Annotated in this window: 22 protein-coding genes; 5 read left to right on the top strand and 17 right to left on the bottom strand. The window is 46.4% G+C overall.

Features of this window, described 5'->3' with window-relative positions; translation table 11 throughout:
• Positions 1-133: 133 nt before the first annotated feature.
• Positions 134-670 (bottom strand): hypothetical protein, encoded by a 537-nt coding sequence (locus PKOR_RS18520; protein ID WP_046312633.1) that lies wholly within the window; start codon positions 668-670, stop codon positions 134-136.
• A 701-nt stretch (positions 671-1,371) separates the two neighbouring features.
• Here PKOR_RS18520 and PKOR_RS18515 point away from each other — a divergent pair.
• Positions 1,372-3,189, top strand: a complete 1,818-nt coding sequence (locus PKOR_RS18515; RefSeq protein WP_046312631.1) for a DEAD/DEAH box helicase — start codon at positions 1,372-1,374, stop codon at positions 3,187-3,189.
• A gap of 286 nt (positions 3,190-3,475) precedes the next feature.
• Here the strand turns inward: PKOR_RS18515 and PKOR_RS18510 are convergent, their stop codons facing one another.
• The 5 genes from PKOR_RS18510 to PKOR_RS18495 form a co-directional block, all read right to left on the bottom strand.
• Complete coding sequence (locus PKOR_RS18510) at positions 3,476-4,237, bottom strand: DUF6544 family protein (RefSeq protein ID WP_052738948.1); 762 nt, start codon at positions 4,235-4,237, stop codon at positions 3,476-3,478.
• A 102-nt stretch (positions 4,238-4,339) separates the two neighbouring features.
• A complete protein-coding gene (locus PKOR_RS24850; RefSeq protein WP_148561744.1) occupies positions 4,340-4,519 on the bottom strand; it encodes a hypothetical protein in 180 nt (59 codons plus the stop codon).
• Between the two features lie 390 nt (positions 4,520-4,909).
• Entirely contained in the window at positions 4,910-5,359 is a 450-nt protein-coding gene (locus PKOR_RS18505; protein WP_046312630.1) for a ferritin-like domain-containing protein, read from the bottom strand.
• An 80-nt stretch (positions 5,360-5,439) separates the two neighbouring features.
• Positions 5,440-6,675 carry a BaiN/RdsA family NAD(P)/FAD-dependent oxidoreductase gene (locus PKOR_RS18500; protein ID WP_046312628.1) on the bottom strand — a complete coding sequence of 412 codons (1,236 nt, stop codon included), beginning with the start codon at positions 6,673-6,675 and terminating at the stop codon, positions 5,440-5,442.
• A 101-nt stretch (positions 6,676-6,776) separates the two neighbouring features.
• Positions 6,777-7,607 carry an SDR family oxidoreductase gene (locus tag PKOR_RS18495; protein WP_046312626.1) on the bottom strand — a complete coding sequence of 277 codons (831 nt, stop codon included), beginning with the start codon at positions 7,605-7,607 and terminating at the stop codon, positions 6,777-6,779.
• 95 nt (positions 7,608-7,702) lie between these two features.
• Between PKOR_RS18495 and PKOR_RS18490 the strand changes: the two genes are divergently transcribed.
• The gene (locus tag PKOR_RS18490) at positions 7,703-9,157 is read left to right on the top strand and encodes a phytoene desaturase family protein (protein ID WP_046312623.1); all 1,455 of its coding nucleotides are present in this window, start codon (positions 7,703-7,705) and stop codon (positions 9,155-9,157) included.
• Between the two features lie 8 nt (positions 9,158-9,165).
• On the opposite strand, the gene PKOR_RS18485 is transcribed toward PKOR_RS18490, so the two are convergent.
• A complete protein-coding gene (locus PKOR_RS18485; RefSeq protein ID WP_046312621.1) occupies positions 9,166-9,597 on the bottom strand; it encodes a nuclease A inhibitor family protein in 432 nt (143 codons plus the stop codon).
• Positions 9,598-9,713: 116 nt separating this feature from the next.
• Between PKOR_RS18485 and PKOR_RS18480 the strand changes: the two genes are divergently transcribed.
• Positions 9,714-10,589: an SDR family oxidoreductase gene (locus PKOR_RS18480; protein ID WP_046312619.1), complete on the top strand. Its 876-nt coding sequence runs from the start codon at positions 9,714-9,716 to the stop codon at positions 10,587-10,589.
• A gap of 105 nt (positions 10,590-10,694) precedes the next feature.
• Here the strand turns inward: PKOR_RS18480 and PKOR_RS18475 are convergent, their stop codons facing one another.
• From PKOR_RS18475 to PKOR_RS18435, 9 genes are all read right to left on the bottom strand, one after another.
• On the bottom strand, positions 10,695-13,904 hold the full coding sequence (locus tag PKOR_RS18475) for an efflux RND transporter permease subunit (protein WP_046312617.1): 3,210 nt from the start codon (positions 13,902-13,904) through the stop codon (positions 10,695-10,697).
• 39 nt (positions 13,905-13,943) lie between these two features.
• Positions 13,944-15,086 carry an efflux RND transporter periplasmic adaptor subunit gene (locus PKOR_RS18470; protein WP_046312615.1) on the bottom strand — a complete coding sequence of 381 codons (1,143 nt, stop codon included), beginning with the start codon at positions 15,084-15,086 and terminating at the stop codon, positions 13,944-13,946.
• A gap of 20 nt (positions 15,087-15,106) precedes the next feature.
• Entirely contained in the window at positions 15,107-16,441 is a 1,335-nt protein-coding gene (locus PKOR_RS18465) for a TolC family protein (protein WP_052738947.1), read from the bottom strand.
• 181 nt (positions 16,442-16,622) lie between these two features.
• Complete coding sequence (locus PKOR_RS18460; RefSeq protein WP_046312613.1) at positions 16,623-17,195, bottom strand: TetR/AcrR family transcriptional regulator; 573 nt, start codon at positions 17,193-17,195, stop codon at positions 16,623-16,625.
• Positions 17,196-17,366: 171 nt separating this feature from the next.
• A complete protein-coding gene (locus tag PKOR_RS18455; protein ID WP_148561743.1) occupies positions 17,367-17,846 on the bottom strand; it encodes a hypothetical protein in 480 nt (159 codons plus the stop codon).
• Positions 17,847-18,034: 188 nt separating this feature from the next.
• On the bottom strand, positions 18,035-18,787 hold the full coding sequence (locus PKOR_RS18450) for a class I SAM-dependent methyltransferase (protein ID WP_046312609.1): 753 nt from the start codon (positions 18,785-18,787) through the stop codon (positions 18,035-18,037).
• A 17-nt stretch (positions 18,788-18,804) separates the two neighbouring features.
• On the bottom strand, positions 18,805-19,986 hold the full coding sequence (locus PKOR_RS18445) for a dipeptidase (protein ID WP_046312607.1): 1,182 nt from the start codon (positions 19,984-19,986) through the stop codon (positions 18,805-18,807).
• 272 nt (positions 19,987-20,258) lie between these two features.
• Positions 20,259-22,547, bottom strand: coding sequence for a S46 family peptidase (locus tag PKOR_RS18440; protein WP_046312606.1), 2,289 nt, complete (start codon positions 22,545-22,547; stop codon positions 20,259-20,261).
• Between the two features lie 237 nt (positions 22,548-22,784).
• A complete protein-coding gene (locus PKOR_RS18435) occupies positions 22,785-23,231 on the bottom strand; it encodes a YkvA family protein (protein ID WP_046312604.1) in 447 nt (148 codons plus the stop codon).
• 207 nt (positions 23,232-23,438) lie between these two features.
• On the opposite strand from PKOR_RS18435, the gene PKOR_RS18430 reads away from it, so the two are divergent.
• A complete protein-coding gene (locus PKOR_RS18430; RefSeq protein ID WP_046312603.1) occupies positions 23,439-24,008 on the top strand; it encodes an SRPBCC domain-containing protein in 570 nt (189 codons plus the stop codon).
• A gap of 27 nt (positions 24,009-24,035) precedes the next feature.
• Here PKOR_RS18430 and PKOR_RS18425 read toward each other — a convergent pair whose 3' ends face one another.
• On the bottom strand, positions 24,036-25,475 hold the full coding sequence (locus PKOR_RS18425; protein WP_235336737.1) for a PhoH family protein: 1,440 nt from the start codon (positions 25,473-25,475) through the stop codon (positions 24,036-24,038).
• A gap of 294 nt (positions 25,476-25,769) precedes the next feature.
• Here PKOR_RS18425 and PKOR_RS18420 point away from each other — a divergent pair, with 294 nt between their 5' ends.
• A complete protein-coding gene (locus tag PKOR_RS18420; RefSeq protein ID WP_052738946.1) occupies positions 25,770-26,258 on the top strand; it encodes a toxin-antitoxin system YwqK family antitoxin in 489 nt (162 codons plus the stop codon).
• Positions 26,259-26,277: the final 19 nt, after the last annotated feature.

Raw genomic sequence — 26,277 nt, 5'->3', positions numbered from 1 at the left:
TCAACCATCAATCAAGTGTTTGGCTAAAAATATTAGCAAAAATATTGTAAGTGCAACAGTGGCTGGAGAATAGGTTATGGTACTACTGCCCGGTTAAGAGCAGTAGTACCTGATTTTCCCTTATGAGTTACACTTAACCGGCGTATACCAGCTCTCCTTTAAGCTCAGAAGCGATAGGAGTGAAGTCTTTAGCGCATACATGGTACATGATGCGGGCCATAGACAGAGAGTAGTCGGTGATGAGGCATCGCTGCTGTTCTGAGCTTATTAATGCTTTGCTGCTACCCAAATTAAACTTGTTCAGTTCAATTACCTCATCGAAGTTCTGGCGCAGGGTTTTGAGGGCTTTGAAGGAAGGCTCGTTGTAGTAAAGCGGAATAACCTGACAAACGGCATAGCTGCCCTTTTTGCGCTCCTGTGCGATAAGCTTGCACAGGTCCTCAACATTCGTTCTGTCTACGTCAGATAAAATTACATAAAACACGTTTCGGCGATCAGCATTCAACGCTTTTGCCGGAGCGCTGCCTAACAACATGTTACGGCTAATTTTTGCCCCCTTGTGAAAAGCCTCGTCCTTAAGGATTTTGTTGTGAATCTTGAACGCTAATGCTCCAGAAGCGATTAGATTGAAGTCTTTGCCTTTTGTTGAGATTTTGGAAAAGTGTAACATAAATGATGGATTTAAAGGGGTTAGGGATGTTTAATATTTTCTAAGTCATAGTTAAAGCATTTTCATAGCTCCTGTAGCAGCAGCTAAACAGCATATCCACCTAACAGAAAGGTTAAGCAGTATAGCCTGAATGGTAAAATAAGAGCGGGGATTGTGCAATAAAATGCAGATGTTTATACATTATCTCTTGTTTTTATTGCACACAAGAACATTGTGTTTGACTATATTACGATAACCAATTTAAAATAATTCACTGAATAGTATAACACATGGTAAGTGTTCATATTTTGTGAGTGAATTTAGTGATTTTACGGGCAAGGGACTATGTAGTTGCCATAACCCAATAATAAATTTAACTTTAATGGTAATTTACTTAAAAAATTCAAGTATAAATATTCTCTATACAAAACATTGTAAAGTGATCCTATTTAAGGGTAAAGTACCTGTTTTACGTGTCCAATATTTTTAAAAGCTATTTTAAAAGTAGAGCCCTTGTGGAACATATGAATCTTATTTCAAGTATTGATAGTTAATGTTATTAATTGTTAGTATCTTTGCATCCGATTTGGAACAGTCTGAATTACAGATAACTGGTTACTACACTGTTGGCTACCTTAGTTGTTTTTCATTTGTCGCTCTCATAATTGCAGAGAATGGTTAATTAGCAGGCTGCCTCCAGATGTATCAGTTAAAAATATTAGATGAACAAAATCAGATTTGAAGAGCTTCCGCTTTCGCCGGAAGTACAGCGTGCTATCGCTGACATGGGCTTTGAAGAAGCCTCTCCCATCCAGACAGAAGCAATCCCAGTTGTTTTAGAAGGTAAAGACATAATAGGCCAGGCCCAGACAGGTACTGGTAAAACTGCCGCTTTCGGCATACCAACCATTGAAACCATAGACCCTAGCAACCGCAGCGTACAAGCCCTTATTCTGTGCCCTACACGTGAGCTTGCTATTCAGGTGTCAGGTGAGATTCAGAAGCTTGCTAAGTATAAGCAAGGTATAAGCGTAGTACCTATCTATGGTGGCCAGAGCTACGACCGTCAGCTGCGCGCCCTAAAACAGGGTGTTCAGATTGTAATCGGTACGCCAGGACGTGTGATGGACCACATCAACCGTGGTACCCTGGTGCTGGACAATGTAAACAAGATCATCCTTGATGAGGCGGACGAAATGCTTGATATGGGCTTCCGTGAAGATATCGAGTATGTGTTGGAGCGTATCCCTGAGGATCGCCAGACCATCTTCTTCTCGGCTACTATGTCCAAGCCAATCATGGAAATGACGAAGCGTTACCAAACAGACCCTGTGCTCGTGAAAGTGGTGCACCAGGAGCTGACTGTAACGAATATCGATCAATCTTACTTTGAGGTACGCAACAGCGCCAAACAAGAGGTTTTATCTCGCTTGCTGGATATGTATAACCTGAAGTCGGTTATCATTTTCTGCAACACCAAACGCATGGTGGATGAACTGGTAACTGGCCTGCAGGCACGAGGTTATTTCACCGATGGTCTGCATGGTGACATGAATCAGAACCAGCGTTCTGCGGTAATGAACAAGTTCCGGAACGGTACTTTGGAGATATTGGTAGCGACTGACGTGGCTGCCCGTGGTCTTGACGTAGAGAATGTAGAGGCTGTGTTTAACTACGACCTGCCACAGGATGAAGAGTCTTATGTACACCGTATTGGCCGTACTGGTCGTGCCGGTAAGTTTGGCAAGGCATTCTCTTTTGTAGGAGGTCGCTCAGATGGTTACAAGTTGAAAGACATCATGCGCTATACAAAAGCCAAGATTGTGCTGCAGCAGGTACCGTCGTTAGAAGACGTAAACGAAATCCGTACTAACATTTTCTTTGATAAAGTGAAGGAAGTACTGGAGAAAGGACATCTGGCTAAGCACGTAGCGCGCATTGAGCGTTTCGTGAACGAGACAGAAGGTTATACGCCGCTTGACCTTGCTGCTGCGCTCCTTAAAATGAGCTTGAAAGAGCAGAAAGTGAAGGAGAAAGGTGCTGAGGCTGAAAAAGGTCTTGGAGCCGCGAAAGAAGGTATGGACCGCCTGTTTATCACTATCGGTAAGAAAGACCGTGTACACCCACGCGATCTAATCGACCTGTTGGCACAAAACTCCAGCATTCCGGAAGGCCGTGTTGGCGACATCGACCTGTACGACAAGTTCAGCTTTGTAGAAGTACCAACTGAGTACACTGCTGAAATTGTAGAGAACATCGGACGCGTAGAGTATGATGGCCGTATGGTAGTCATTGAGAAATCGCAGAAGAAAGGCTCAGGTCCGAAGGAAGGCCGTGGCGATAAGGAAGACTTTGGCTTTGGTGGCGGTGGAGACCGTGACAGAGGCAGAGGCGATCGTAGAGGCGGTGGCGGCTTCCGTGGTTCAGACCGTGGTGGCGATAGAGGCGGATTCCGTGAGCGTCGCAGTGGCGGCGACCGTGAAAGAAGAGGTGGTGACAGAAGAGAAGGAGGCGGCGGCTTCCGTAAAAGAAGATTCTAATCCAGCTCAGAAACCTGAAACAGCGTGCTGTAATGCACGTATAAAATAATGTAATCAGCGCAAGAAGTGTTGAACTTCCGAGCTTGAAGAAAAGGCCGACTTTTAGAGTCGGCCTTTTTGATTAAAAATATTTTAACAATACGACAACCTTCAGGTAAAGGGGCTCGTTAAAAAAGTATCATAAAAAGGTTGGAAGATTAAGCTGACTGTTAACGCAGTTAGATATGACAAGGGTAGCATCAGACGGATGTTACCCTTGTTGTTTTTTGTACCTGTGAATAAAGCATTAGGGTCTAATATTATACCTGATGCTCTTGGTAGCCGCTCTGAAGTACTCGTAGTCTCCCTCTGGCATGTGCCAAACAGCACGCACAACTGTCGGTATCTTTATACCGTTCCTTTCTTCGTACCTATCATAATAAGCAGACCAGGCCCAATTTTTATATTCTTTTCCATCTGATGAGTAAAACCTGTCATTGGTTCTAAACGCATTGATTTCATGCTGATCGTTAAAATAAAATTCACCGCTCGCAGTATTTCCTGCATCGGTGACAGTGGCCTTAATGATGTTCTCGCTTATCTCGTTCCAGGTGATGTTATGGAGGAGGTAAGCAGCAGGAAGGAGAGGTGTTTCTGCCAAATAAGTGACAAGGGCAGCTTGATCCATCTTAGTGCCAGTTGCATTACTCACTGTTATTCCAGCCAGCTTTATGAGCATATTACCATGGCCATTCTGCAGTTTGTCTCTTCCAGTGAAGGGTATAAAGCCATACATCCTGCTTTGCATCAGGGCTAGTCGAGTAGGAGGCAACACAGAATTAAACTGCTGGCACTTCATGGATGTCCACTTTGCATCTGGCTTTAGCTTTATGCCTGTGTGTTCAAAGTCTATCAAGAAGTTGTAGATTCTGCCTTTGCCAAAATATCTGCAGTGGGTCAAGTATGCCTGCATCTGCTGTGGGAGGTGCAGAAAGTCTTCTGCCGAAAACGGAACCTGAGAGTTATTCAGAGGACACCGCTGTAGCGTCTCTTCCATTTCCTTTGACATTCCCACCGCTAAAGCAGGTTGGATTCCTGGGCTACCTGGCTACTGCGACCGTATATCTCCCAAGCTGAAACGGTCTGCCCGACCGCCTTATTTCTTATATTACTAGCTGCATTCACTTCCCGGTGCAGGGCATGTTTGCTGCAGCAAAGGTAACAGCCGGCAAGTGCAGGCGGTAGAACATAGGGTAAGATCGAACCCAGCAAAAGTGAAGGGATGTCGCACCACATCCAGAGCGTCTTTGCCCACATCGACGCCCAGGTTCTGACAGAGTAAATTCTTCATAGCTGAAAGGGACTAAAGTGGACAAAAAACATTCATCTTCCGGGCCTACACTCACTCATGCCTGCGGATGGGGTACTGTCCAGGCTTTTAAGATGAAGAGAAGGGCTTGCTTGGGGGCGACATCATCAAAGTGTCTAGTGCAAGGGCTTTCTCCTTCCCTTTCTGTTAGCTTACGTTTAAGAGCCTGATAAAATTGCACATACGCTTATACTGCCAAAGATATGAGTGCCAGGGCTTTCTTTGGGATATACTCGTAAATATACTTTTTTAGCGACATATGCCTCCCTGCTGAAAATGATGCGATAAAATAAATGAGATGGTACCAATTGCAATATCATCAGACATAAAAAAAGGAGCTGTTAGGCTCCTTTCTGTCAAAGTACTTTATGCTTAATCTCTAGCTGCATCGCGAAGAGAGCGGATGTGATCATGGGCATGCTTTACATCGCTATACTGCTGCTCCACAATTTGCTTCAGCGCGGCTGGCAAATCTTTTTCCAATGCTTCCTGATAGGCTTTCACAGCGTAATCCTCGCCGCGTTCACACTCCTCCAGAACACGTACTCGGTCTCTCGAAGTCAGGGCAGACTTTAAGTCGATCCAAGCGCGGTGCACAGTACCCTCTATAGAGCTTGATTCATCATCTGTGTGCCCCATCTTGTGCAGAAGATCCTGTAGCTCCGTAATCATGCTGTCTCGCTGTACAGCGTACTTACGGAAGAGGTCTTTCAGATCCTGGTCTTCCACGTCCTCAGAGGCTGTCTTGTAGCCCTTGGCACCGTCTTTACATCTTTCTATCAGGTGGTGTACAGTAGACTGTACTTCTTTATTCATTTCCATAGTTATATCGCTTTTTAGTTAATATACAGTAATACTGATATGTTACTTTTTTGGTTGCCAACTATGGAAATAGGGGATGCTTAGGCTGTTTTAGCGGCCATAGCCTTTCCGGCAAGGTATCCTGTTGTCCAGGCAGCCTGGAAGTTAAAGCCGCCCGTGATACCATCGATATCCAGCACCTCACCCGCAAAGTATAACCCTGGCTGCACACGGCTTTCCATGGTCTTCATGCTAAGCTCGCGCAGTTCTATACCTCCACAGGTAACGAATTCCTCTTTGAAAGTAGTTTTACCATTTACCTCCACCGGCAGGCGTAGCAACGCCTCTACCAGTTTGTTGGTGTTTTTAGCGGGAAGTTCTGCCCAACGCACCTGTTCAGGTACCTCTGCTAGTTGGGTAAGCCCTTGCCACAGGCGCTGTGGCAGACCAAAAAGAGGGTTGGTGGATACAATTTTCTTTGGGTGAGCCTGGCGGTACTGTTGTAGGTTTTGGCGCAAACTTTCCTCCGTAAGCTCCGGAAGCCATTGTATAAGAGCAGTAAAAGCATACTTCTGCTCATAAAAATGTCGTGCTCCCCAAGCAGAAAGCTTCAGCACTGCCGGGCCTGAATATCCCCAGTGTGTAATGAGCAACGGCCCCTCATACTCAAGTTTTTGCCCCGCAATACGCACCCTGGCGTGTGGCACCGAAACACCTTGCAGCTCTTTTAGTGGCGAAGAAGGTACATTAAATGTGAAGAGGGAAGGCACCGGCTCTTGTATGGTGTGCCCCAGCTGGCGCAACCAGTCATAACCAGGGCTCTTAGGATTGCCCCCAGTACACACCAGCACTTTATCTACTTTTATACTTTCCCCTTTGCCTAACTCTACTATAAAATGTACCTGCTCTCCGTCATTTACAGGTACTATTTTTTCCACTGCAGTACTGGTTCTTATCTCTACACCAGCTTTTTTTGCCTCCTGTAGCAGGCAGTTCACGATGGTTTCGGAATTGTCGGTAACAGGAAACATGCGCCCATCCGGTTCAGCCTTTAGCTTTACCCCACGCTGCTCAAACCAATTTACCGTTTCGCGTGCGCCAAAAACTTTGAACGCTTCTTTCAGTTGCTTACCACCACGTGGGTAGTATTGTGAGAAAACAGTTGGTACAAAGCAGTTGTGGGTAACATTACAGCGACCACCGCCGGATATACGCACTTTAGAAAGCAGTTTGTTTGTTTTTTCCAGCAGCAGCACCTTTGCCTGAGGGTTTGCCTCAGCACATGTTATCGCTCCAAAGAATCCTGCTGCTCCGCCACCTATCACTGCTATCTGCATTGTTGTCAAAATTTATGTTTTGAGGGTTGAAGAAAGAAACTATACTTAAACTACAGAATCTAAAAAAGTAAATTAGAAATACAGCCATTCAACCCACAAAACTACGAAAAGAAAGTCATAGGGTCAGGGTGGATGAAAGTATAGGATAGCTCTTCCTTTAGCTTCTGGCTACTGATCAGCTTAAACTCTGTCACTTCCATGTCCTTGAATTGCGGAGGAGTGAGGCCCAAAGATAGAGCGGCGGCAGTATAGAAGTCCTTGCGGAGCGGATGACCATCAGCGCAGGCATTGTATACGCGACCCCATTTTTCTTCTTCTATAATGCGGTGCAGTATGCTGATGCAGTCGTCCAGGTGAATAAGGTTAACAGGAGCATCACCATTTGGCAAATCTTGTTTGCCAGCTAAGAACCTTCCTGGTTGCCTGTTGCCACCTACTAAGCCAGCGAATCTGACAATGGTAGTCATCCAGCCGTCCCGGTTCTGGAAGAGCCGCTCTGCCTGCAGCAGCATGTTGTTCGGGTCTTGCTCACCTGTAAAGGTCACATCTTCTTCTATAATCACGCGGTTAAGATTCTGGTAAACAGAAGTAGAGGAAACAAAAATAACTCTGTTCACAGGTGAGTCCAGCATAGTTTTCAGGAGCAGGTGCATCTGGCTCAGGTAAGCATCGCCACCATCAGAGCGCAGGTGAGGTGGAATATTAAGCACCAGTACATCGGTGTCAAGAAAATCCTCCAAGGCCCCTTTGTCGAGCATATCGCTGGAGAGGTCGAGCAGGTAAGGCTGTATGTCTTTTTCCAGCAGTACGTCAATCTTTTCGGGCGAGGTAGTAGAGCCTTTTACATTATATCGCAATCGCATCAGGTGTTCAGACAGCGGTAAGCCAAGCCAGCCGCAGCCCATGATGCTGATCGTCTTAGAATCTTCCATAGTATAAAGTCAGTGTGATATTAGCTTAAAAACCTTGTGGACCTATAGCAGTTAAATTTACAGATAGCTGAGGCTTGCACAAAAGTAACGCATAAATGAAGTATGACGTGGTAATTATAGGTTCGGGTTTCGGTTCTCTTACGGCAGCTGCCTTGCTGGCCAATCGGGGACTTAAAATTTGCGTTCTGGAGCAGGCGAAATACCCAGGAGGTTCTGCCTCATCTTATAAAAGAAAAGGCTATTGGTTCGAAACAGGAGCTACCACGCTGGTGGGCCTTGACCAGCACATGCCACTGCGCTCTGTGTTAGATTATACAGGAATAAAAGTGCCCTTAGTTAGGCTGGAGCCCCCAATGCAAGTGCATTTACCAAATGGAGAGGTTCTAACAAGGTATGGAAATCTGGAGATCTGGATTAAAGAGGCCGAGCGTGTTTTTGGGCCGCACAGGCAGCGTGAATTTTGGGAACATTGTTACCGGATTAGCCAAAGTGTCTGGCGCACTTCAACCAGACAACTCAGTTTTCCTCTTTCTAACGCAAAAGATTTTTTCTTTTCTGCGCTGCGTGCCACCCCAGGTCAGGTAATGCTATTACCCGGCGCATTCCGAAACATGGAGGATGTGCTGCGAAAGCATAACCTACTTCAGAACAAGCTTTTTGTCGATTTCGTGAACGAGCAATTGCTCATCACTGCTCAAAATTACCTGCACGAGGTTAATGAGCTTTTTGGAGCCACTGCTCTTTGTTATACTTTGTACAGTAACTACTACGTGCCCGGCGGCCTGATTAATCTGGTGAAGCCATTCATAGAATTTATAACTAGTGCAGGCTCAGAAATTAAGTATGGGCAAGAGGTGGGGTCAGTGAAGCCGACGGCAGAAGGTTATCTTATAAGAACTGGTAAAGGAGGGTTTGAAAGCAACTTCGTAATAGCTGGTATACCGCTCAACAACACGCTGCAACTCTTTGATGATAAAAAGGTACAACGGCGTCTGCAGCGGTACCTACTGCCATCCGAGCAGCTGAATGGCGCCTTTTCGATGGGGCTTATCCTAAAAGGCGAAGAAGCAAAGCAGGTGTTACATCACCAGGTACACATTCCGGAGGGGCTGCCCATTATAGGCAGCAAAAGCATTTTTATTAGTTTTAGCCATGCTACAGATACCTTCAGAGCACCTGCAGGGGAGGTGATAGCAAGTATCAGCACCCATGTGCGGCACCCGCAGCAAACACTTATAGAGAATAAATCCGAACTTGAGCAAGCTATACTTGATGGGCTTATAAAGCACGGCCTTATCCGGCAGGAAAACATACTTTCGGTTCAGTCCGCCACGCCCGGAGCCTGGATCTCTTGGACAAGGCGTGCCTATGGAGCTGTGGGTGGTTACCCGCAGTACCGGCACATGAAGCCATGGCAGTTAAAGGATGCCCGCCTCGACCACCGTGGAGCCTATATTTGCGGCGATACTGTTTACCCCGGCCAAGGAATTGCCGGCGTTTGTCTCAGCGGAATGATAGCTGTTAATAAACTTGTACAGGATCATTTCTGAGTATAGCTTCACTCTTCACCTTCTTCTATTGTAGCCTCATCCTGTACAACCATCGTTCGTAAGCCAGCATAGTTACCATCCTGAGCTCTGCCCAGAATGTATACCTCTGTTCCTATCTGGGTAATACAGTAAACTTTTATATCCTGCAGGTGCTGGTTCAGAACGGTTGTTAACTTGTGATGAGCTTCTTTTCCTTCTGGTGTACTTTGCCGCTCATCAGAATTTATACTTTTGAATTGATGCAGGAATTCCTCCAATCCTTTTATTTCTACCTTCATACCAGACGGCTTTCCTGCATACTCTGCCAGTTCTGCAGCGTCCAGCTCCTTGCCTGGCTGCACCTCCAGGTACACAAATTCAAAAGGAGCATCTATTTCGCTGTGCATCAACAAGCCATCTACTGCCTGCATCAGCTCTTGCTGTAACTGTTCTCTGTTCATTTTCTTAATGTTTGTTAAAAAGCTTGATGGGATAAGTATACTTTTATGCCTGTACTTAACATTATACAGTTTATGTTGCGGATCCGTATAGCCGCATAACCTTAAACGTTAGACAAATGATGAAAGCTGAACCAATGCTAAAAGAGGGTGCCTTGAAAGGTAAAACCGTTGTTGTAACCGGTGGCGGAACAGGTTTGGGACGCTCTATGGTAAAATATTTTCTGGAACTGGGTGCCAATGCTGTTATCTGCAGCAGAAAACTGGAGGTACTGGAGCAGGCAGCAAAGGAACTTCAGGCTGAGACGGGAGGGCAGGTTTTGCCTATAGCCTGCGATGTGCGCAAGTATAACGAAATTGAAGGTATGCTGAAAGCTGCGTTGGACCGGTTTGGTAGGGTAGATACACTGGTGAATAACGCCGCGGGTAACTTTGTGAGCCCTACTGAGCGCCTGAGCCATAAAGCCTTTGATGTAATTACAGACATTGTGCTGAAGGGTAGCTACAACTGCACTCTGGCCTTGGGTAAGCATTGGATTGAACAGAAACAGGAGGCATCCATACTGAATATTGTCACCACCTATGCCTGGACAGGATCAGGATATGTTGTACCATCTGCCTGTGCCAAAGCTGGCGTGCTAGCCATGACACGCTCGCTGGCCTCTGAGTGGGCAAAGTATGGTATCCGTTCCAATGCCATCGCTCCAGGGCCTTTCCCTACAGAAGGTGCCTGGACACGCCTTTTCCCGAAACAGCTAACAGATAAGCTGGATCCTGTAAAGCGCATACCAGTTGGTCGCTTTGGGGAGCACCAGGAGTTGGCGAATTTAGCAGCATACTTAGTATCAGATTATGCCTCTTTTGTGAATGGCGAAGTGGTAACCATAGATGGCGGTGAGTGGCTGTATGGGGCAGGAGAATTCAACGCTTTTGATGCTGTGCCGCAGGAGATGTGGGATGAGGTTGAAAAACAGGTAAGAGGGAAGGGAAAATAATCTGCCTCTTAGGTAAGCAATAGATGCTTGATACCAACCAATACTTTAAACAAAAAGCCCCGGTTCATAAAAACGGGGCTTTTTGTTTTATTTATCAATCTTTTTTTACGAATTGTGAGGGTTAACATAGGCAGGATCTCCGCCTTCATCCTCATCTGGCCTGTTGTTGCCTTGCTCGCGCAGAGCAGCTAAGCCTTTCTTACCGTAGGCTAGTCTTGTAATAACCACATACAATACCGGTACCACAAAGATAGCCAGGAACGTGGCGGCCAACATACCGCCGATTACTACCCATCCAATTGTCTGGCGCGACACGGCACCTGCACCAGTTGCCAAGGCCAGCGGAACCACACCAAGTATGAAGGCCAGTGAAGTCATCAGGATCGGACGCAGACGCAGAATAACTGCCTCTATTGTCGCTTCTATCAGCTCCATACCACGGTCTACACGTTCTTTGGCGAATTCCACAATCAGAATGGCGTTCTTCGCAGCCAGACCTATCAGCGTGATCATACCAATCTGGGCATACACGTTGTTATCCAGCTTAGGTAGCAGTGTCAGGGCCAGAATAGCACCGAACATACCCAACGGAATGGCAAACAGGATAGAGAAAGGAACCGACCAGCTTTCATACAAGGCTGCCAACAAGAGCAGAACCAGTATGATCGAAAGCGAGAAGATGTAGATCGTACTGCTTCCTGCTGCTATCTCTTCGCGGCTTAGGCCGGAGAAGTCGTAGCCATAGCCAGCTGGTAGCACCTGTGCAGCTACCTCCTGCAGGGCCTGCAGTGCCTGACCACTACTGTAGCCTGGAGCCGCGCTACCCATTACCTCCGCAGAGCGGAACAGGTTGTAGTGCGAAATTACTGCTGGGTTCTCCACTACCTTAGAAGTTACCAGAGCACCTAATGGCACTGACTCACCCTGGCGGTTCATTACATAGTATTGATTCAGGTCCTGGATGTCCATTCTATAAGACGTATCAGCCTGAGCTACCACTCTAAAGTTTCTGCCGTAGCGGGTGAAGTCGTTGATGTAGCGGCTACCCATCAGCGATGACATGGTAGAGTATACATCAGCAATGTTTACGCCCAACTGCTTCGCTTTTTCGCGGTCAACCTCTACCTGGTATCCAGGTGTGCGGGTATTGAAGAAGCTATAGGCCATGGCAATCTCAGGGCGGGCATTGGCTGCGCCTAGGAACTGACCAAGGGTAGCCTCAAATTCCTTCAGGTCACCACCACCGGCTCTTTGCTCCAGCATAAAGCTAAAACCGCCTGACTGACCAAGACCTGGGATAGCAGGTGGAGCCACTACGCGTATATTCGCTTCCTTGATAGCAGCAAAGCGCTGATTTAAAGTAGCCATTACACCCTCTAACTGCTCCGACTCATTCTGGCGCTGATCCCACGGCTGTAGCTGCAGGAAGATTGTACCACTATTTGACTTAAAGGAGAAGTTAATGGCATTCAGACCACCAATAGCAGTGTAGTTTCTTACAGCAGGAATGTCCGCCATAATCTCTCCCAGCTCAGCCAGCAAAGATTCTGTTCTGGTAGCAGAAGAACCCTCAGGTAGTTCTATCGCAATAAACAGTCGTCCTTCGTCCTCTGTTGGAATAAAGCCTGTTGGTTTTGTTGCAAACAAGCCTACTGTACCAACATACAAGCAAACAAGCAGGACAAGGATCAGCGGAGTAGCTTTTATACTCTTGCGTACACCTCTGGAGTATGAGTCTGTTGTTTTGGCAAACCAGTTGTTGAACAGGTAGAAGAACTTGTTCAAACCTCTGGAGTCCTTGTTCACATTCATTGGCTTCAGCATCAGCGAGCAAAGCGCAGGCGTAAGCGTAAGGGCCACGAAGGCAGAGATAAGTACAGAGATCGCAATCGTGATTGCGAACTGCTGATACAGTCGGCCTACGATACCAGGTATAAAGCCTACCGGAATAAATACCGCAGCAAGAATCAAGGCAATGGCAATAACCGGAGCCGTAATATCCTTCATCGCTTTACGCGTTGCCTCCCTGGCAGAAAGCCGCTCATGGTCTATATAATGCTGCACCGCTTCCACCACCACAATGGCGTCGTCCACCACGATACCGATGGCCAATACGAAGCCAAACAGGGTAAGCGTGTTGATTGTAAAGCCTAGTGGGATGAAAAAGATGAAGGTGCCGATGATCGAAACCGGAATAGCTAGAATCGGAACAAGGGTTGCTCTCCAGCTCTGCAGGAACAGGAAAACCACTATAATTACCAGTACCAGCGCCTCTACCAGCGTGTGCACCACCTCGTTGATAGACACCTGCACTACAGTTACAGTCTCGAAAGAAACCACGTAATCTACGTCTGCCGGGAAAGATGCTTTAAGTTCATCAAGTGCAGCATAAACGCCTTCTGCTGTTTCCAGAGCGTTACTTCCCGGTGCCTGGTACATCAGCAGAATTGCTGAAGGTTTGCCATTGATTGTAGCTGAACGACCATAGTCGAAACGGCCAAACTCTAATCTGGCTACATCCCTTAAGTATACCAGGCTACCATCAGCCGGATTTGTTCGCACGATAATATTTCCGAACTCTTCCTGTGTTTGCAGGCGGCCTCTAACCGTAATAGGGTACTGGAAAGCCTGCGTATCGTGCTGTGGCTTGGCACCCACTGTACCGGCTGCTACCTGAAGGTTTTGCTCCTGAATGGCTGCCGTAATCTCGCCGGTGCTGATGTTATACTGTGCCAGCTTATCTGGCTTCAGCCACACACGCATACTGAAGTCCTGACCCAGTGCGTTAATGTCACCCACACCTGGTACACGAAGCAAGGCATCACGCACGAAGATGTTGGTGTAGTTGTCCAGGTACTGAATATCATGGGTGCCGTTTGGTGAGAAAATACCAATCACCATCATGATACTTGGGTTACGCTTACGAACGGTAACACCTAAGCGGCGCACTTCTTCCGGCAAGCTAGGCTCGGCTATACTGGCACGGTTCTGCACATCCAGCGTAGCAATATCAATATCAGTACCCACCTCAAACGTTACGGACATGTTCATCTGACCCGTACTTGTGTTGGTAGAAGTGATATAAGCCATGCCTGGCGTACCGTTAATCTGCGTTTCTACCGGGGTAGCTACCGTCTGTTCCACCGTCTGTGCATCAGCACCGGTATAGTTTGCCGATACAGACACAGTAGGAGGAGAGATGTCCGGGTACTGCGTGATAGGCAAATTCATCATAGCCAGCAAACCTACCAGCACGATCACAATAGAGATCACGATGGAGGTGACGGGCCTTCTTATAAATACATCTGAAATCATGTTCTGTCTAAATTTCTTCTGAAAGGTTTTTAGGATACATTACCTGCCGGCTGCCGGCTGAGAACCTTGCTGTGGCGCACCCACCTGTACTTTAGCTCCCTGACGCAGCCTCTGAATGCCTTCTACAACAATCTGCTGTCCTTCTTTCAGGCCTTCGCGAATAACAATGTTGCCGTTAAACTTGGTGCCTAACTGAACATTCTGCTGTACAGCTGAATCACCCTGCACCAAGTACACATAGAACTCGCCAAGTTGCTCCGAAACAGCCTTATAAGGTATAACCAGCTGCTGGCCAATATCCTGGTTCAACACGTCCACGCTTACTGTCATACCTGGAATAAGCACTCTATCTGAATTTGGAAACTGGACTCTAACAGTAGTAGTACCTGTCTGACGGCCTATGGCTCTGTCGATAGCAAGCAGCTTACCAGTGTGCGGGTATGTTTCGCCATTATTCAGGCGTATAGTAAAGAGTGAATCAGGCTGTTCACCCTGCTGCAGCCTGCTGAAACGGGAAATCTCCTGCTCATTTATCACAAAGTCTACAGCAATAGGATCAGTAGAAGAGATGGTGTTAAGCAATGGCTGGCCCGGAGAAACCTGGGCTCCAACTCTTACCTGAGAAATACCGATGGTACCGCTAAAAGGAGCTGTGATGGTAGAATAACCAACATCAGTAGATGCAGTCTGTACCTGTGCCTGCGCAGCAGCAACCTGTGATTTTGCCGTCTGTACTTCTGTGCGGGCATAATCAACTTGTTGCTTAGCTATCGCGTCTTTTTCAGCAAGTCTCTCGTAACGTTCCAGGTCTTTTTGCACACGTGCCAGGTTGGCTCTGGCGCTTTGCAGGTTAGCCTGCGCCTGCTGTAGCCCTGCCTGGTATTTGCGCTGGTCAATTTCGTATAGCTTTTGCCCTTTTGTTACACGCTGCCCATCCTGCACATAAATGTTAGTGATGTAGCCAGATACCTGTGGTCGCAATTCTACTTCCTGAAGAGCTGTCACGGATCCTGGATAAGTATCTTTACCCGTAACACGCTGCTCAGAAACTTTGGCGGTGCTTACAGGAACGGCCATGGCGGCAGGATTCATCTGCTGCTGGGCTGCATTGTCACCACCGCAGGAGGCAAGTACAGTAGGGCCGATAATGGCTGATAGCAGCCATGTGTATTTACTCTTCATTATCTTATGTTCTGTGATGTTTATGGGTTGATATTTATGTTGCCTAGAGCTCTCTGGTAATCTAGCTTACTAGCCATGAGGTTGTAAAGGGCGTTGTAGTAATTGATCTGTGTGGCACGCAGCTCACTTTCGGCCACCACCAGGTCAACATAGGCTTTTACACCTTCATCGTATTGCAACTTGATAATGTCGTACACCTCCTGAGCAAGTTCAAGGTTGCTCTGAAGAGTACGCCAATCGGTTAGATCAGCCTTATAATTGGCCAGAGCTGCCTGATACTCTGTGTTGATCGCTTTACGGGTATCTTCAATCTGCACATCCAGTCGCTCTTCCTGCAGTTGTGCAATCCTTATGTTCTGGAACCGTCTCAGACCCTGGAAGATAGGCAGTGAAACACGTAAGCCAACCACTGAGGTAGGGAAGGCAGTATTGTAAAGATCTGCAAGGTCAGTGCTGCTGAAATACTGTGCATTATAGTTTATGTACGCAGAAACAGTAGGCAAAAAGCTCCATTTGTTGTAGGCAGTATTTAGCTCCAGAAGCTGACGCTGCGTCTGCAACTGCTGCAGCTCTATTCTGTTAGCAAACTCCACTACCTCAGAGGTGTCTACCAGCACAGCCTGCTCCATCTGGGTATAATCGTAGGCCAGCTCCAGGTTATTTTCTATTGGGTAGCCCATCAGCTGCTTTAAATAAGCAACTTTAGCTTTCAAGCCTTCCTGAGCGCGTTTAATGTCGCTGCGGATATTTGCCAGTGTAATGGCGGCGCGCTGGTAATCAGTTTTATCAACTAAACCAACTTCATAGCGGCTGCGGGCGTCGTTATACTGTTTTTCCTGGCGCTCCAGGTTTACCAGTAGGATACGGTGCTGCTCCTGCGTTAGAAGTATGTCGTAAAAGGCCTTGCTAACCTCCACCACAGTGTTGATTTTGGTGTTAGTGATCTGCTGTTCCAGTTGCAGTCTGCTAAAACGCGCAGCCTTAGAGGCCAAAAGCAGGTCGTTGTTGAACAGGTTCTGGTTTGCTTCGAACAACAGGTTAGAAGAATACCTTTGAGCAGAAGTGACAATCTGGTCTCCAACCGGGAACTGCTGTGGCTTAATATTATAAGAGCCGCCAAAGCTAGCATTGATTTCCGGATACCAGCCGGAGAGGTTTGCTCTGATCTGGCGGTTGCCTATCTGTTCATCGAGCAAGGCCTGTTCCACGGCCGCTCTATTTTCCAGGGCGTAGTCCACACACTGCTCCAGCGTCAGGCCCCCAGTGGCTGGCACTGTATTGCCTTGGGCCAACAGTATTGTCGGGAACAGTAGGCATGCTACCAATAATGGCCTTAGTCTATTGATAAATTTCATGTATGTGATTGATATACTTTTTGTGGTAGATGAACATTTAACGGCTGCTGCTGCCATAGGGTAGGGAGCTTGCAGCTTTTTCTGAGTAAAGTGCTTCTCATAGTTTTAGATGGATAAAGGAAAGTATGCGTTTAAACATTGATTAATATGTGAAAAAATAGATTGTAGATATTGTAAGTCTTTATCTGTTCTTCATGCCTTCCCACAGGATTTGTGGAATTTGCTCCAATTCACCTTCCTGCAATTCAAGCCTGCCTGACGATAGAATCTTGGCTGTGGTGATGACATTGCTAAATGCCAGGGTGCCTAAAAGCTTAGGGTTCATGGGTTTTAAAGCTCCTTCATTGATACCACGCTCAAAAAATCTGAACAGAAGCCGGTGAAACTCGTCTTTGCCGAGCTCCCTTTCCCCGGTGTTGTATGGGGAGTTTATAAACTGCTCCATAAACCGGAACACATTGGGGTTGCCGCTGTAGAAGGAGAAAAGGCTAAACCAGATGTTAAAAAAACATTCTTTGAACGAAGTGTCCTTTTTGTCTTCTGTCAGCACGACATGGATTACCTGCTGCTGAATGTAGTCGAAGAGTTCGCGCATGAGCGTCTCTTTACTGTCGAAGTAATGGTAGATGGTACCTGCTGCCACCCCTGCATTTTTAGCCACAAGGCTCACTGGCGTACCATGGAAGCCCTTTTCCCTGACCAGCCCTAGCGTGCTTTCAAAAATTGCTTTCTTTTTTTCAGGTATTGGCTCCATTAGGAAATTGTTAATTGAATGTTCATTCGGTCTGCAAAGTTATGATAGCTTTTAAAACAGACAAACAAATATTCCAGCTACTGCTACAGTTAAAGATCCTGTATAAGCTCTAAAGGCATTAAATTGTTTAGCCTTTACAGAAATTTACCCTACTACAGGTTGAGGAAGCTACTAAAGGCTGCCATTACTGTTCCGTAATTTCTCTTGCAGACGCTCAATGCAAAAGACCAGAAAGAGAGCTAATAGGTTAATGCCAATGAATTTTTGCCCAAGATTAGTATCCAGGCTAAAATGAAAGGAGGAGAGGGCAAGTCTGAACTTAAACAACCAGTTGCCCACCATATCAAAACCAACACCTATTCTTAAACCTGCAACGTACTGAAATCCATAGGCGCCAAAAGAAAAGTAGAACACCTGCAGCACCTGGTTTATCAATGACATTCTTAAGCCCCTCTTTGGCTTCCGGAACAACAAACGCCCGCATAGTATGGAGAACACATAAAGAAGACCGGCAAATATGCCAAAGCGCAGAGTTTGTTGTGTGATCACCATTTCACCACGAAACATTACCCAAACGGTAAGGGCTATGCCAAGCAAGCCTCCTATGATCTGATAAAAAGCAATTGCTTTGATTTGATTTTTGGTGTTCAAGGTATGTGTGTGTTTGATTTCTTTGCTACTGAAGTATAGTTGTTGCAACAACTGTTGCGCAAAAGTATAAAAAATGAATCTTTAAAGAAGCGTAGGCATCAACTTATAAGACGAAGAGCACCTGGAACTAGACAAAGAGCAGCAAGAGAAGTGTCAAAAGCCATGGAAGGGAAACGGATGTGCTGGGGCTATTTTGCCTGGCCTACACGTAAGAACACAGGAAAATTAAACTCCTTTTTCTCTTCTGACGGCCAGTATACTTGTAGCTTGTTTTCAAATTCAGGTAGGGGAGAAAATAAGTTGTGCCTGTTGAAATGTTGTACACTGGACCAGGAGCTCAGGTAACCCAAGAGGTCTGCCCTTGTCCAGTTAACGGGTATACTAAAATCAGGAGTCTTGATTTCTGCAAACGGGAAAGGCACAGGTTCATACTTATTGTCTATGTGCTTACGTTCTTGATCCCAGTAAGGACCGACAGTGTGGGTGTAGAAATATTTGATGAGTGGATTTAGTTGCTGGTCTGCTGCTTGTACCAATCCATAACCCCACAAAGCAATCCAGCCTCCGGGCTTCAACACCCGTTCTGCCTCATTGGTAAATCTCTTGAAATCGAACCAATGAACTGCCTGAGCAACTGTGAGAAGATCTATGCTGTGAGACTGCAGCGGTGAGCTTTCTGCAGGACAAGTAAGGTAGCGAATATTTTGCCTCTGTGGTGCGTGTTGTAGCTGTGCTTCGCTTATGTCAGTGGCATAAACAAGTTTAAAAGCTTTGGCTAATTCGCTTGCTACCTGACCGTTTCCTGTACCACAGTCCCAGGCTGTATCTCTTTGCATCGGCAGGCTGTAGAGAAAGTCATACAGCTGCTGGGGGTAGTGTGGCCGGAAAGCAGCATAAGCAGAAGCTTGCTCAGAGAAGTTGTCTTTAGGTTGCTTAGCCATTCTTTACAAAGCATGTATTAGCCAGCGTTCGCTTTAAACACGCGCAGGAAATTTTCGCCAAGGATCTTCTTTATATCGGCCTCACTATAGCCTCTGGCCAGTAACTCTTTCGTAATTACAGGAAAATCCTGTACACCATCTAATTGCTGCGGAGACGAGGTGATGCCGTCGAAGTCTGAGCCGAGGCCCACATGATCAACCCCAACAAGCTTAACAATATGGTCGAGGTGAGCTAGCAGAAGCGACAGGGGAGGGCGCAGGTGCTGAACGTCCTCTGGGTAGCTCTCAGCCAGATAGTCCATGATGGCATCATTCTTCCAGCCTTTAGCTTTTAAGGAGTCTGTTTCACTCTTATGTGCATCCTGAAAAGCATTGATACGTGCAACAAACTGAGGATCAAGGAAACCAGAGAAGAAGTTAAGGTGGATGACACCACCATTCTTTGCAACAGCTTTAATCTGCTCATCCGTTAGGTTACGGAAAACAGGGTTGATATCGTGCACGCAGCTGTGAGATACAAGTACCGGCTTTTTGGTTGTCTCTATCACATCCCAAAAGGTCTTCTCGCCCACGTGGCTTACGTCTACCATCATACCCAACTTATTCATGCGGCGCACAATCTGCCGGCCAAGTTCAGTTAATCCCTTCTGAGAGTCTTTAAGCTTTCCTGAGCTTTCATCCATGGCAGAGGTGGCCCAAGGAGTGGAGTTATTCCAGGTGAGGGTAAGGTAGCGGGCACCGCGTTGATGCAGTTGCTCTAATTTTTTGATGTCGCTTTCGATCATGTGACCACCTTCCACACCAATTAGTGCGGCCATTTTTCCCTGCTGTGCTGCCCGTCTTATATCCTGTGCGTTATAGGCCATCATCAGCTTGTCCGGGTGGCGCTTCACAATAGCCTCCAGCGAGTCGATCTGCTGATTAGCATACTTGAAGGTGCCTGTCTCATCGCTCCAAACGGAGAAAAATTGCGCATCAACTCCACCTTCCTTGAAGCGTACCAGGTCAGAATGAGTTTTGCCGCGTAGATCTTTGCTAATATCCAGTCCCTCCATTACAGAGATTAATACATCATTATGTGTGTCTATTAATATAGCCTCCTGGTGCAGCTTCTTGTAATCCTGTGCAGAAAGGGTGTGGGTGTACAAACCTAGGCTAAGTGCCGCAGATAAACTCAGGAGTAGTTGACGCTTCTTCATAGTATGGGTGATGAATTCTTAATGCATGAAACAGCAGAGAGACTATGCTGCACATTGCCCGCTTCAGTTGATTTATAAATATAGCATTTTTGACAGGAAAATAGCAGTTCCGGACTAAGAATCCTTTGCAGTCAATTTTAGAGAAACAAGGAGACTACTTATCAAGAAGAAGGTAAGGTGGTTGAAAATTTATTGTAGGGAGAGTATTGGCTGGAAGCGCACAAAAAAATCCCCACCTGCAGTTACAGATGGGGATTTATACTTGGCTTGGTTTAGGAGGCTGTTTCAGCTTTTTGCTTTTTCTTTTTTCTGCGCTCCTTTTTCTTGTTTTGTTTTGATGGCTCTTCTGTTGCCTTCCTTCGGGAATCTACCTGAGGCAGGCCGGAAGTATCGTCTGTAACCAGTGTCATCTCGTCCACCAGGTGTCCGGCTCCGGCAAACTTATCTACTATAAACAGTATGTAGCGCACATCAACAGAAATGTTGCGCACCTGATCCGGGTTGTATACTATGTCGCTCATGGTGCCTTCCCAGTTGCGGTCAAAGTTTGTACCGATCAGTTGTCCATTGGCATTGATAACCGGCGAACCAGAGTTGCCGCCTGTAGTGTGGTTAGAGGCAATAAAAGCAACAGGCATCTGTCCGTTTACGCCATAGCGCCCGTAGTCTTTTTTCTCATACAGCTCACGAAGCTTGGCCGGTATGGCATAGTCTTCTGCAATACCAGAGGCAGCTTTTTCCATCACTCCTTCCAGGGTAGTGTAGTATTTATACTTTACACCGTCTACCGGTTCGTATGGCTCCACTATACCATAAGCAACACGAAGCGTAGAGTTAGCATCAGGGTAGAAGTTCTTGTCGCTCTGCATTTCGCGAAGGCCAGCTACGTAGCTGCGGTACAACAGGCTAAGCTTGTCGTTTACTGCCGTGTAAGTTGGCATCACGTTTACACGATAATACCCTGCTACACTGTTAGCCAATTCAAAGGCAGGGTCATTTTTGATAGCGTCTTTGCCAGCTTTTGCGTCAGCCAGTATTTTCTTTACACCAGCTTCAGAAACAAAGGCCGATTTGGCAAATACATCATCAGCATACTTGGTAAAATCGCCTTTATACTTGTTGCGCACCATGGTAAACACCTCTGGGTGCAGCTTTTGATCGATGTTGTTATAGTACAGGCTCAGCAAGGCTGCAAAAACCTTCTTATCAGACGCGACATTGTAGTCTTTAAAATAGCCAGATGCGTATGACTCCAGCTTTGCTACCTGCGCGTCTATATCTTTTTGAGGCGCTTTTTGTGCCAGCATGCTCTGCAGGGTAGTAAAGTTGTTTGCCAGCTTCACGATCTCCACACCAAAGGCAGCCTCGTTAATGTAGTCGCGGGAGATGGTAATACTGTCCAGCGCCTTGTAGTTCTTCTCGAACTCAGCCATAAGGTTGCCATACTTTTGCTGGCGCGCAGGGTCAGCTGCTACCCAGTGGGTGAATTGCTGCTCCAACTTCTGCTTTTCCTCAATGGCGTTGGCCTTACGAATGCCACGATTCTCTCCAATCCATTTTTTCCAGGCATTGGCGATGCTGGCATACTTAGCGGCATACTTGATACGCACTTCATCTGAAGCTTTCATGTCCTTGTCCAGGATGTTCAGCTTTGTTTCACGAATGTTTATTTTATGCGGGTTGGATACCTCATAAATTTCCTGCACCGCATGGGAGGTTAGGTACTCGTTAGTGCGACCCGGGAAACCAAATACCATTGTAAAGTCACCTTCCTCTATACCGTTCAGGGAAATAGGTAGGTGGTGCTTTGGTTTGTATGGCTTGTTCTCTGGAGAGTACTCAGCAGGCTCATTAGCTGGGCCGGCGTAAACACGGAATAAAGAAAAGTCGCCAGTGTGGCGTGGCCACATCCAGTTATCAGTGTCCCCACCGAACTTACCGATTGATGAAGGAGGGGCTCCTACAAGGCGTACATCTTTGAACGTTTCAGTAATGTACATGTAGTACTCATTGCCATAGAAGAACGGTCGGATAACGGCATTATAATGTGTGCCAGCTGTGGCTTCTTTTCCTACTCGTGCAATGTTGCGCTGTATTACAGCCTCACGTTCTGCCTCTGTCTTAGCGCCTTCAGTACCTGTCAGTATCTGCTTGGTCACATCTTCCATGCGCACGATAAAAGTGGCAGTTAGGCCCGGGTTAGGCAGCTCCTCCTGGCGTGTTTTAGCCCAGAAGCCTTCTGTAAGGTAGTCGTTTTCTACTGTACTGTGCTGTTGCACTTGCCCGTAGCCACAGTGGTGATTGGTAAGCAGAAGCCCCTCTGGAGAAATCATTTCGCCGGTGCAGAAGCCTCCAAAGGAAACAATGGCATCTTTCAGGCTCGACTGGTTGACATTGTAAATGTCTTCTGCCGACAGCCTCATGCCTTTTTTCTGCATCTCTGCTTCGTTCAGCTGCTTCAGTAGCAAGGGCAGCCACATACCCTCATCAGGGCGTGCAGTACTAATGCCAATGCTTAGAAAAGCGGCCGCAAAAAAGGTTAATATGCGTTTGCTAATCATGAGTTAGTTTAAAATTGATGATAAATTTAGCGCTTGAAGTTAACCATTTTTAACGGCAGATAGGAATAGTTTTAACAGGCAGGTGATGTAGGAGGAGGCAAGAACAAATTACGGTTTATGCCTGTTACCTCTGCAGTCTATTTCGATAGCTAGTGGGTGCATCTGTTAAATCAAAAAGCATCCTGTTATTCAGGATGCTTTCATAAATATAGAATCAGCAAAAGGAAAAGCGCCTCTTTAGAAGCGGCCAATGTTTTCGTAGCTGGTTTGCGTTTCCCACTCCCGGTACTTGAGAATCTCTTTGCTGAAGGCATCAACAAACCAGGCCATCAGGCTGATGTCATCCATTAACCCTATTACAGGTATAAAGTCAGGAATGATATCGAGAGGAGTAACCAAGTACAAAAGCACGGCTACACCAATTACCATCGACTTGCTGGAAACATCACGGTAGTCGCCCCGGATGTATGCGCGAACCAGCCGTATGAATGTTTGCATAACATTTTTGAGCTGGTGAAAACCTGTCTCCTTGCCATTTACATCCACCAGTTTGTTGTAGGCAGTAGTTAGCAAAAGCCCCACTTTCATAGGCTTCGTGAGCATTGCACCAGCTTTACCGGTTAGTTTCCTGAAGATAGGGTTTTGAGAGTAGCTGTATCCTTTCTGTATCCAGTCTTGTAGCATATTGCTTCGAATGTTTATGTCAATTTATGAACTGTACGTGTATCGCTTGTTAAAAGCTGCCTTAGTTAATAAAGGCGCTGCCCGATAGTTTATTAAGCAAAAATAATTCCACCTATAGTACTTGCTAAGCTCACAGAAGCTCCTTAAAATTGATGCACAAACTCCTGCTGATAAACCTAGCGGTTTTAACCTCTCAAATTTATACTTATGACCTGGCTCAGAAATGTGCTGATTGCGCTTCTGGTAATAATGAGTGCCCTTGTAGGTGCGTCTTATTTTTTGCCTGATAAGATTGAGGTTCAGCAGACTATGCTTTTAAGGCAGTCGCCGGAAGAGGTGTACCCTTACCTCAACAACCCTACCGAGTGGCAGCACTGGAGTGTACTCAACAAAACTAACGACCCCAGCATGATTCACCTCTATGGTGGCCCTTTACAGGGCAAAGGGGCACGATTGCAGTGGAGCGGCGACAAAGTTGGCAACGGGCAACTCGTTTTTAAGGAAAGTGTTGAGCCGAGCATGATTATATACGAGCAAATTCTCACCGATGACTCTGCCTCCATCCATGGCTCTTTTACACTGGCCTCTGTAAGTGGTGGCACCCAAGTGTCTTGGAGTCAACAGACCGTGTTGAAGCAGACGCCTATTGCCAAGTTCTTTGGGCTGCTGCAAAAGCATAAAATGGAGCAGGAAGTAATTCAAGGCCTGCAAGGGCTGCATACTTTGCTCCAGAACAAGGGCAAAAAGGCAGGAAAGGTGAAGTTTGGGAGCCTTTAATATCTATAGCTCCCAAACCTGTTTATTTTACAACAACTCGTTTGCCAGGTTGGCAAGCTCAGAGCGTTCGCCTTTCAGCAGTGTGATGTGTGCGTAGAGCGGGTGGTTCCGGGCCCGATCAATCAGGTAGGAGAGTCCATTACTCTGAGAATCGAGGTAGGGGGTGTCTATCTGATAGATATCTCCCGTAAAAATGATTTTGGTGTTTTCCCCTGCCCGTGAGATAATGGTTTTCACCTCGTGCGGCGTCAGGTTTTGTGCCTCGTCTACAATAAAGATGATATTGGATAAGCTGCGCCCGCGTATGTAGGCCAGGGGAGTGATCATCAGCTTTTCCAACTCCACCATTTCCCGTAGCCGTTGGTATTCCTTGCTTGTTTCTGGGTATTGGTTCTGTATATACTTCAGGTTATCCCAGAGCGGCTCCATATACGGGTTAAGCTTCGACTTTATGTCACCTGGAAGGTAGCCAATGTCTTTGTTGCTTAAAGGCACCACTGGTCTGGCCAGGTAAATCTGCTTATACTCCCGACGTTGCTCCAGAGCGCTTGCCAACGCTAAAAGGGTTTTTCCTGTACCGGCCACACCTTGTATGCTTATCAATTTGATGTTTGGGTTCATTAGGGCATGTAAGGCAAAGGCCTGCTCAGCGTTGCGCGGCTTTACACCATAAGCAGTATTCTTATCCACGCGCTCCAACCGTTTCTCTGCTTTGTTGTAAAAACAAAGAACTGAGTTCTTAAAGCTCTTGAGCACGAAGAAGTGGTTATCTGCAGGTGTGGCATGTAGTACTTTCTCTACATCGCAAAAGCCTTGCTCGTACAAGTCGTTCACTGCACTAGTGGCAACATCTTCAATGGTATCGCTGCCAGTATAGAGGTCAGCTACATCCTGTATTTTGCCAGTCTCATAATCTTCTGAAACAATATTTAGGGCACGAGCCTTCAGGCGGAGGTTGATATCTTTTGTAACCAGCACCACTTTATTTTCCGGCTTCTCCTGCTGCATCTGAATGGCAGAGTTCAGGATGTGGTGGTCGTTCTTGTCGCCGAAAATGCTGACAGCATCAACACCTGTTTTGGTGCTGTTCATCATTACTTTAAAGCTGCCTTTGGTTTTGCCATTCAGCGGAATCCAGTCTTGTAGCTTGTGCTCTGCTGAAAGCTTATCGATGAAGCGGATAAACTCCCGTGCCTCAAAATTTTTGATGTCGTTACCTTTCTTGAAATTATCTAGCTCCTCCAGCACAGTAATGGGAATGGCAACATCGTGCTCCTGGAAATTCTGAATGGCGCTGTGGTCGTAGAGGATTACGGAGGTGTCTAATACAAAGATTTTTTTCTCCTGAACTTCTGTGGCTTTCTTTTTAGGGGTAGTAGTTGCGTTAGCGGTTTTTGCTTTGCTGGCTGCAGGCTTACGGGTGCTTTTAGCAGTGGCAGCCATGGTTTCGGGTGATGCTTTAGGCATAGGCGTAGGGGTTAGGGTGAAACCTTCTCTTAAGAATACGCTGATTCGCGCAGTTATGAGTTGCGCATATATAGCTTTTTACGTTTTTAATCCAGAAGGGGCTGAGGTTGCTGAGGGGCTGAGTTTATGATTGCTCCATCTTAATTTACAGAATAATATTCTGTATTTCTATATATACCTGATAAATAAAAAGTTAGTGCCTATTGATTCTACAACTAAAGTATTAGTCATGCGTAAAATATTTTAATTTTTCTCTGCTAACATTATTCAGCTCTCTTTATTTAAGCGCCTGCAATGAAAAACAAGAATCTCATTATCTGCTTTATACTTGTAATGCTGCTCCCGGTGGCAGGAGAAGGGCAGGAGTTAGCTAGTTCAAAGATGCAGCCTGAGAAGCATGGCTTCCTGTTTTTCAGAATTAACCGTCTTGATAAAGAAAGTAAGTACCATGGCCGCTGGAAAGTATACATAGGTGAGAGGCGGACGGTAATTCGTAGTGGACGGTTCAGGCATGGTGTAGAAACAGGCAAATGGAGGTACTACTATCCTGATGGTGTTCGCTACATGGTAGAGAAGTATAACCGCCGTGATAACGTTATTCTGGTTAAGAAGTACCACGAAAATGGCAAGAAAGCCAGGGAGGGCTCAGCGCGTATTATCCGCTCCTCCTTTAAAGATCATTACTATTGGTTTGGAGACTGGAAAGTATATGATCTCAAAGGAAATTTCTCCCACACTGAAACTTATAAGAGTGGGAATCTGGTAAGCAGCACCAAAAAGTAATTCACAGGTACAGGTTAAA

The sequence above is a fragment of the Pontibacter korlensis genome (assembly GCF_000973725.1).
GTDB lineage: Bacteria > Bacteroidota > Bacteroidia > Cytophagales > Hymenobacteraceae > Pontibacter > Pontibacter korlensis.
Note: the sequence above shows the minus strand (reverse complement) of the source record. Positions and strands in the feature narration are given on the sequence as shown.

Excerpts from the sequence above, each read along its gene's own strand:
- PKOR_RS18520 (WP_046312633.1), bottom strand. The coding sequence starts at position 670 with ATGTTACACTTTTCCAAAATCTCAACAAAAGGCAAAGACTTCAATCTA.
- PKOR_RS18485 (WP_046312621.1), bottom strand. The coding sequence starts at position 9,597 with ATGAACAGAGAACAGTTACAGCAAGAGCTGATGCAGGCAGTAGATGGC.
- PKOR_RS18465 (WP_052738947.1), bottom strand. The coding sequence starts at position 16,441 with ATGAAATTTATCAATAGACTAAGGCCATTATTGGTAGCATGCCTACTG.
- PKOR_RS18460 (WP_046312613.1), bottom strand. The coding sequence starts at position 17,195 with ATGGAGCCAATACCTGAAAAAAAGAAAGCAATTTTTGAAAGCACGCTA.
- PKOR_RS18500 (WP_046312628.1), bottom strand. The coding sequence starts at position 6,675 with ATGCAGATAGCAGTGATAGGTGGCGGAGCAGCAGGATTCTTTGGAGCG.
- PKOR_RS18420 (WP_052738946.1), top strand. The coding sequence starts at position 25,770 with ATGAAAAACAAGAATCTCATTATCTGCTTTATACTTGTAATGCTGCTC.
- PKOR_RS18475 (WP_046312617.1), bottom strand. The coding sequence starts at position 13,904 with ATGATTTCAGATGTATTTATAAGAAGGCCCGTCACCTCCATCGTGATC.
- PKOR_RS24850 (WP_148561744.1), bottom strand. The coding sequence starts at position 4,519 with ATGAAGAATTTACTCTGTCAGAACCTGGGCGTCGATGTGGGCAAAGAC.
- PKOR_RS18510 (WP_052738948.1), bottom strand. The coding sequence starts at position 4,237 with ATGTCAAAGGAAATGGAAGAGACGCTACAGCGGTGTCCTCTGAATAAC.
- PKOR_RS18515 (WP_046312631.1), top strand. The coding sequence starts at position 1,372 with ATGAACAAAATCAGATTTGAAGAGCTTCCGCTTTCGCCGGAAGTACAG.
- PKOR_RS18480 (WP_046312619.1), top strand. The coding sequence starts at position 9,714 with ATGATGAAAGCTGAACCAATGCTAAAAGAGGGTGCCTTGAAAGGTAAA.
- PKOR_RS18440 (WP_046312606.1), bottom strand. The coding sequence starts at position 22,547 with ATGATTAGCAAACGCATATTAACCTTTTTTGCGGCCGCTTTTCTAAGC.
- PKOR_RS18435 (WP_046312604.1), bottom strand. The coding sequence starts at position 23,231 with ATGCTACAAGACTGGATACAGAAAGGATACAGCTACTCTCAAAACCCT.
- PKOR_RS18430 (WP_046312603.1), top strand. The coding sequence starts at position 23,439 with ATGACCTGGCTCAGAAATGTGCTGATTGCGCTTCTGGTAATAATGAGT.
- PKOR_RS18425 (WP_235336737.1), bottom strand. The coding sequence starts at position 25,475 with ATGCCTAAAGCATCACCCGAAACCATGGCTGCCACTGCTAAAAGCACC.
- PKOR_RS18490 (WP_046312623.1), top strand. The coding sequence starts at position 7,703 with ATGAAGTATGACGTGGTAATTATAGGTTCGGGTTTCGGTTCTCTTACG.
- PKOR_RS18505 (WP_046312630.1), bottom strand. The coding sequence starts at position 5,359 with ATGGAAATGAATAAAGAAGTACAGTCTACTGTACACCACCTGATAGAA.
- PKOR_RS18445 (WP_046312607.1), bottom strand. The coding sequence starts at position 19,986 with ATGAAGAAGCGTCAACTACTCCTGAGTTTATCTGCGGCACTTAGCCTA.
- PKOR_RS18450 (WP_046312609.1), bottom strand. The coding sequence starts at position 18,787 with ATGGCTAAGCAACCTAAAGACAACTTCTCTGAGCAAGCTTCTGCTTAT.
- PKOR_RS18495 (WP_046312626.1), bottom strand. The coding sequence starts at position 7,607 with ATGGAAGATTCTAAGACGATCAGCATCATGGGCTGCGGCTGGCTTGGC.
- PKOR_RS18470 (WP_046312615.1), bottom strand. The coding sequence starts at position 15,086 with ATGAAGAGTAAATACACATGGCTGCTATCAGCCATTATCGGCCCTACT.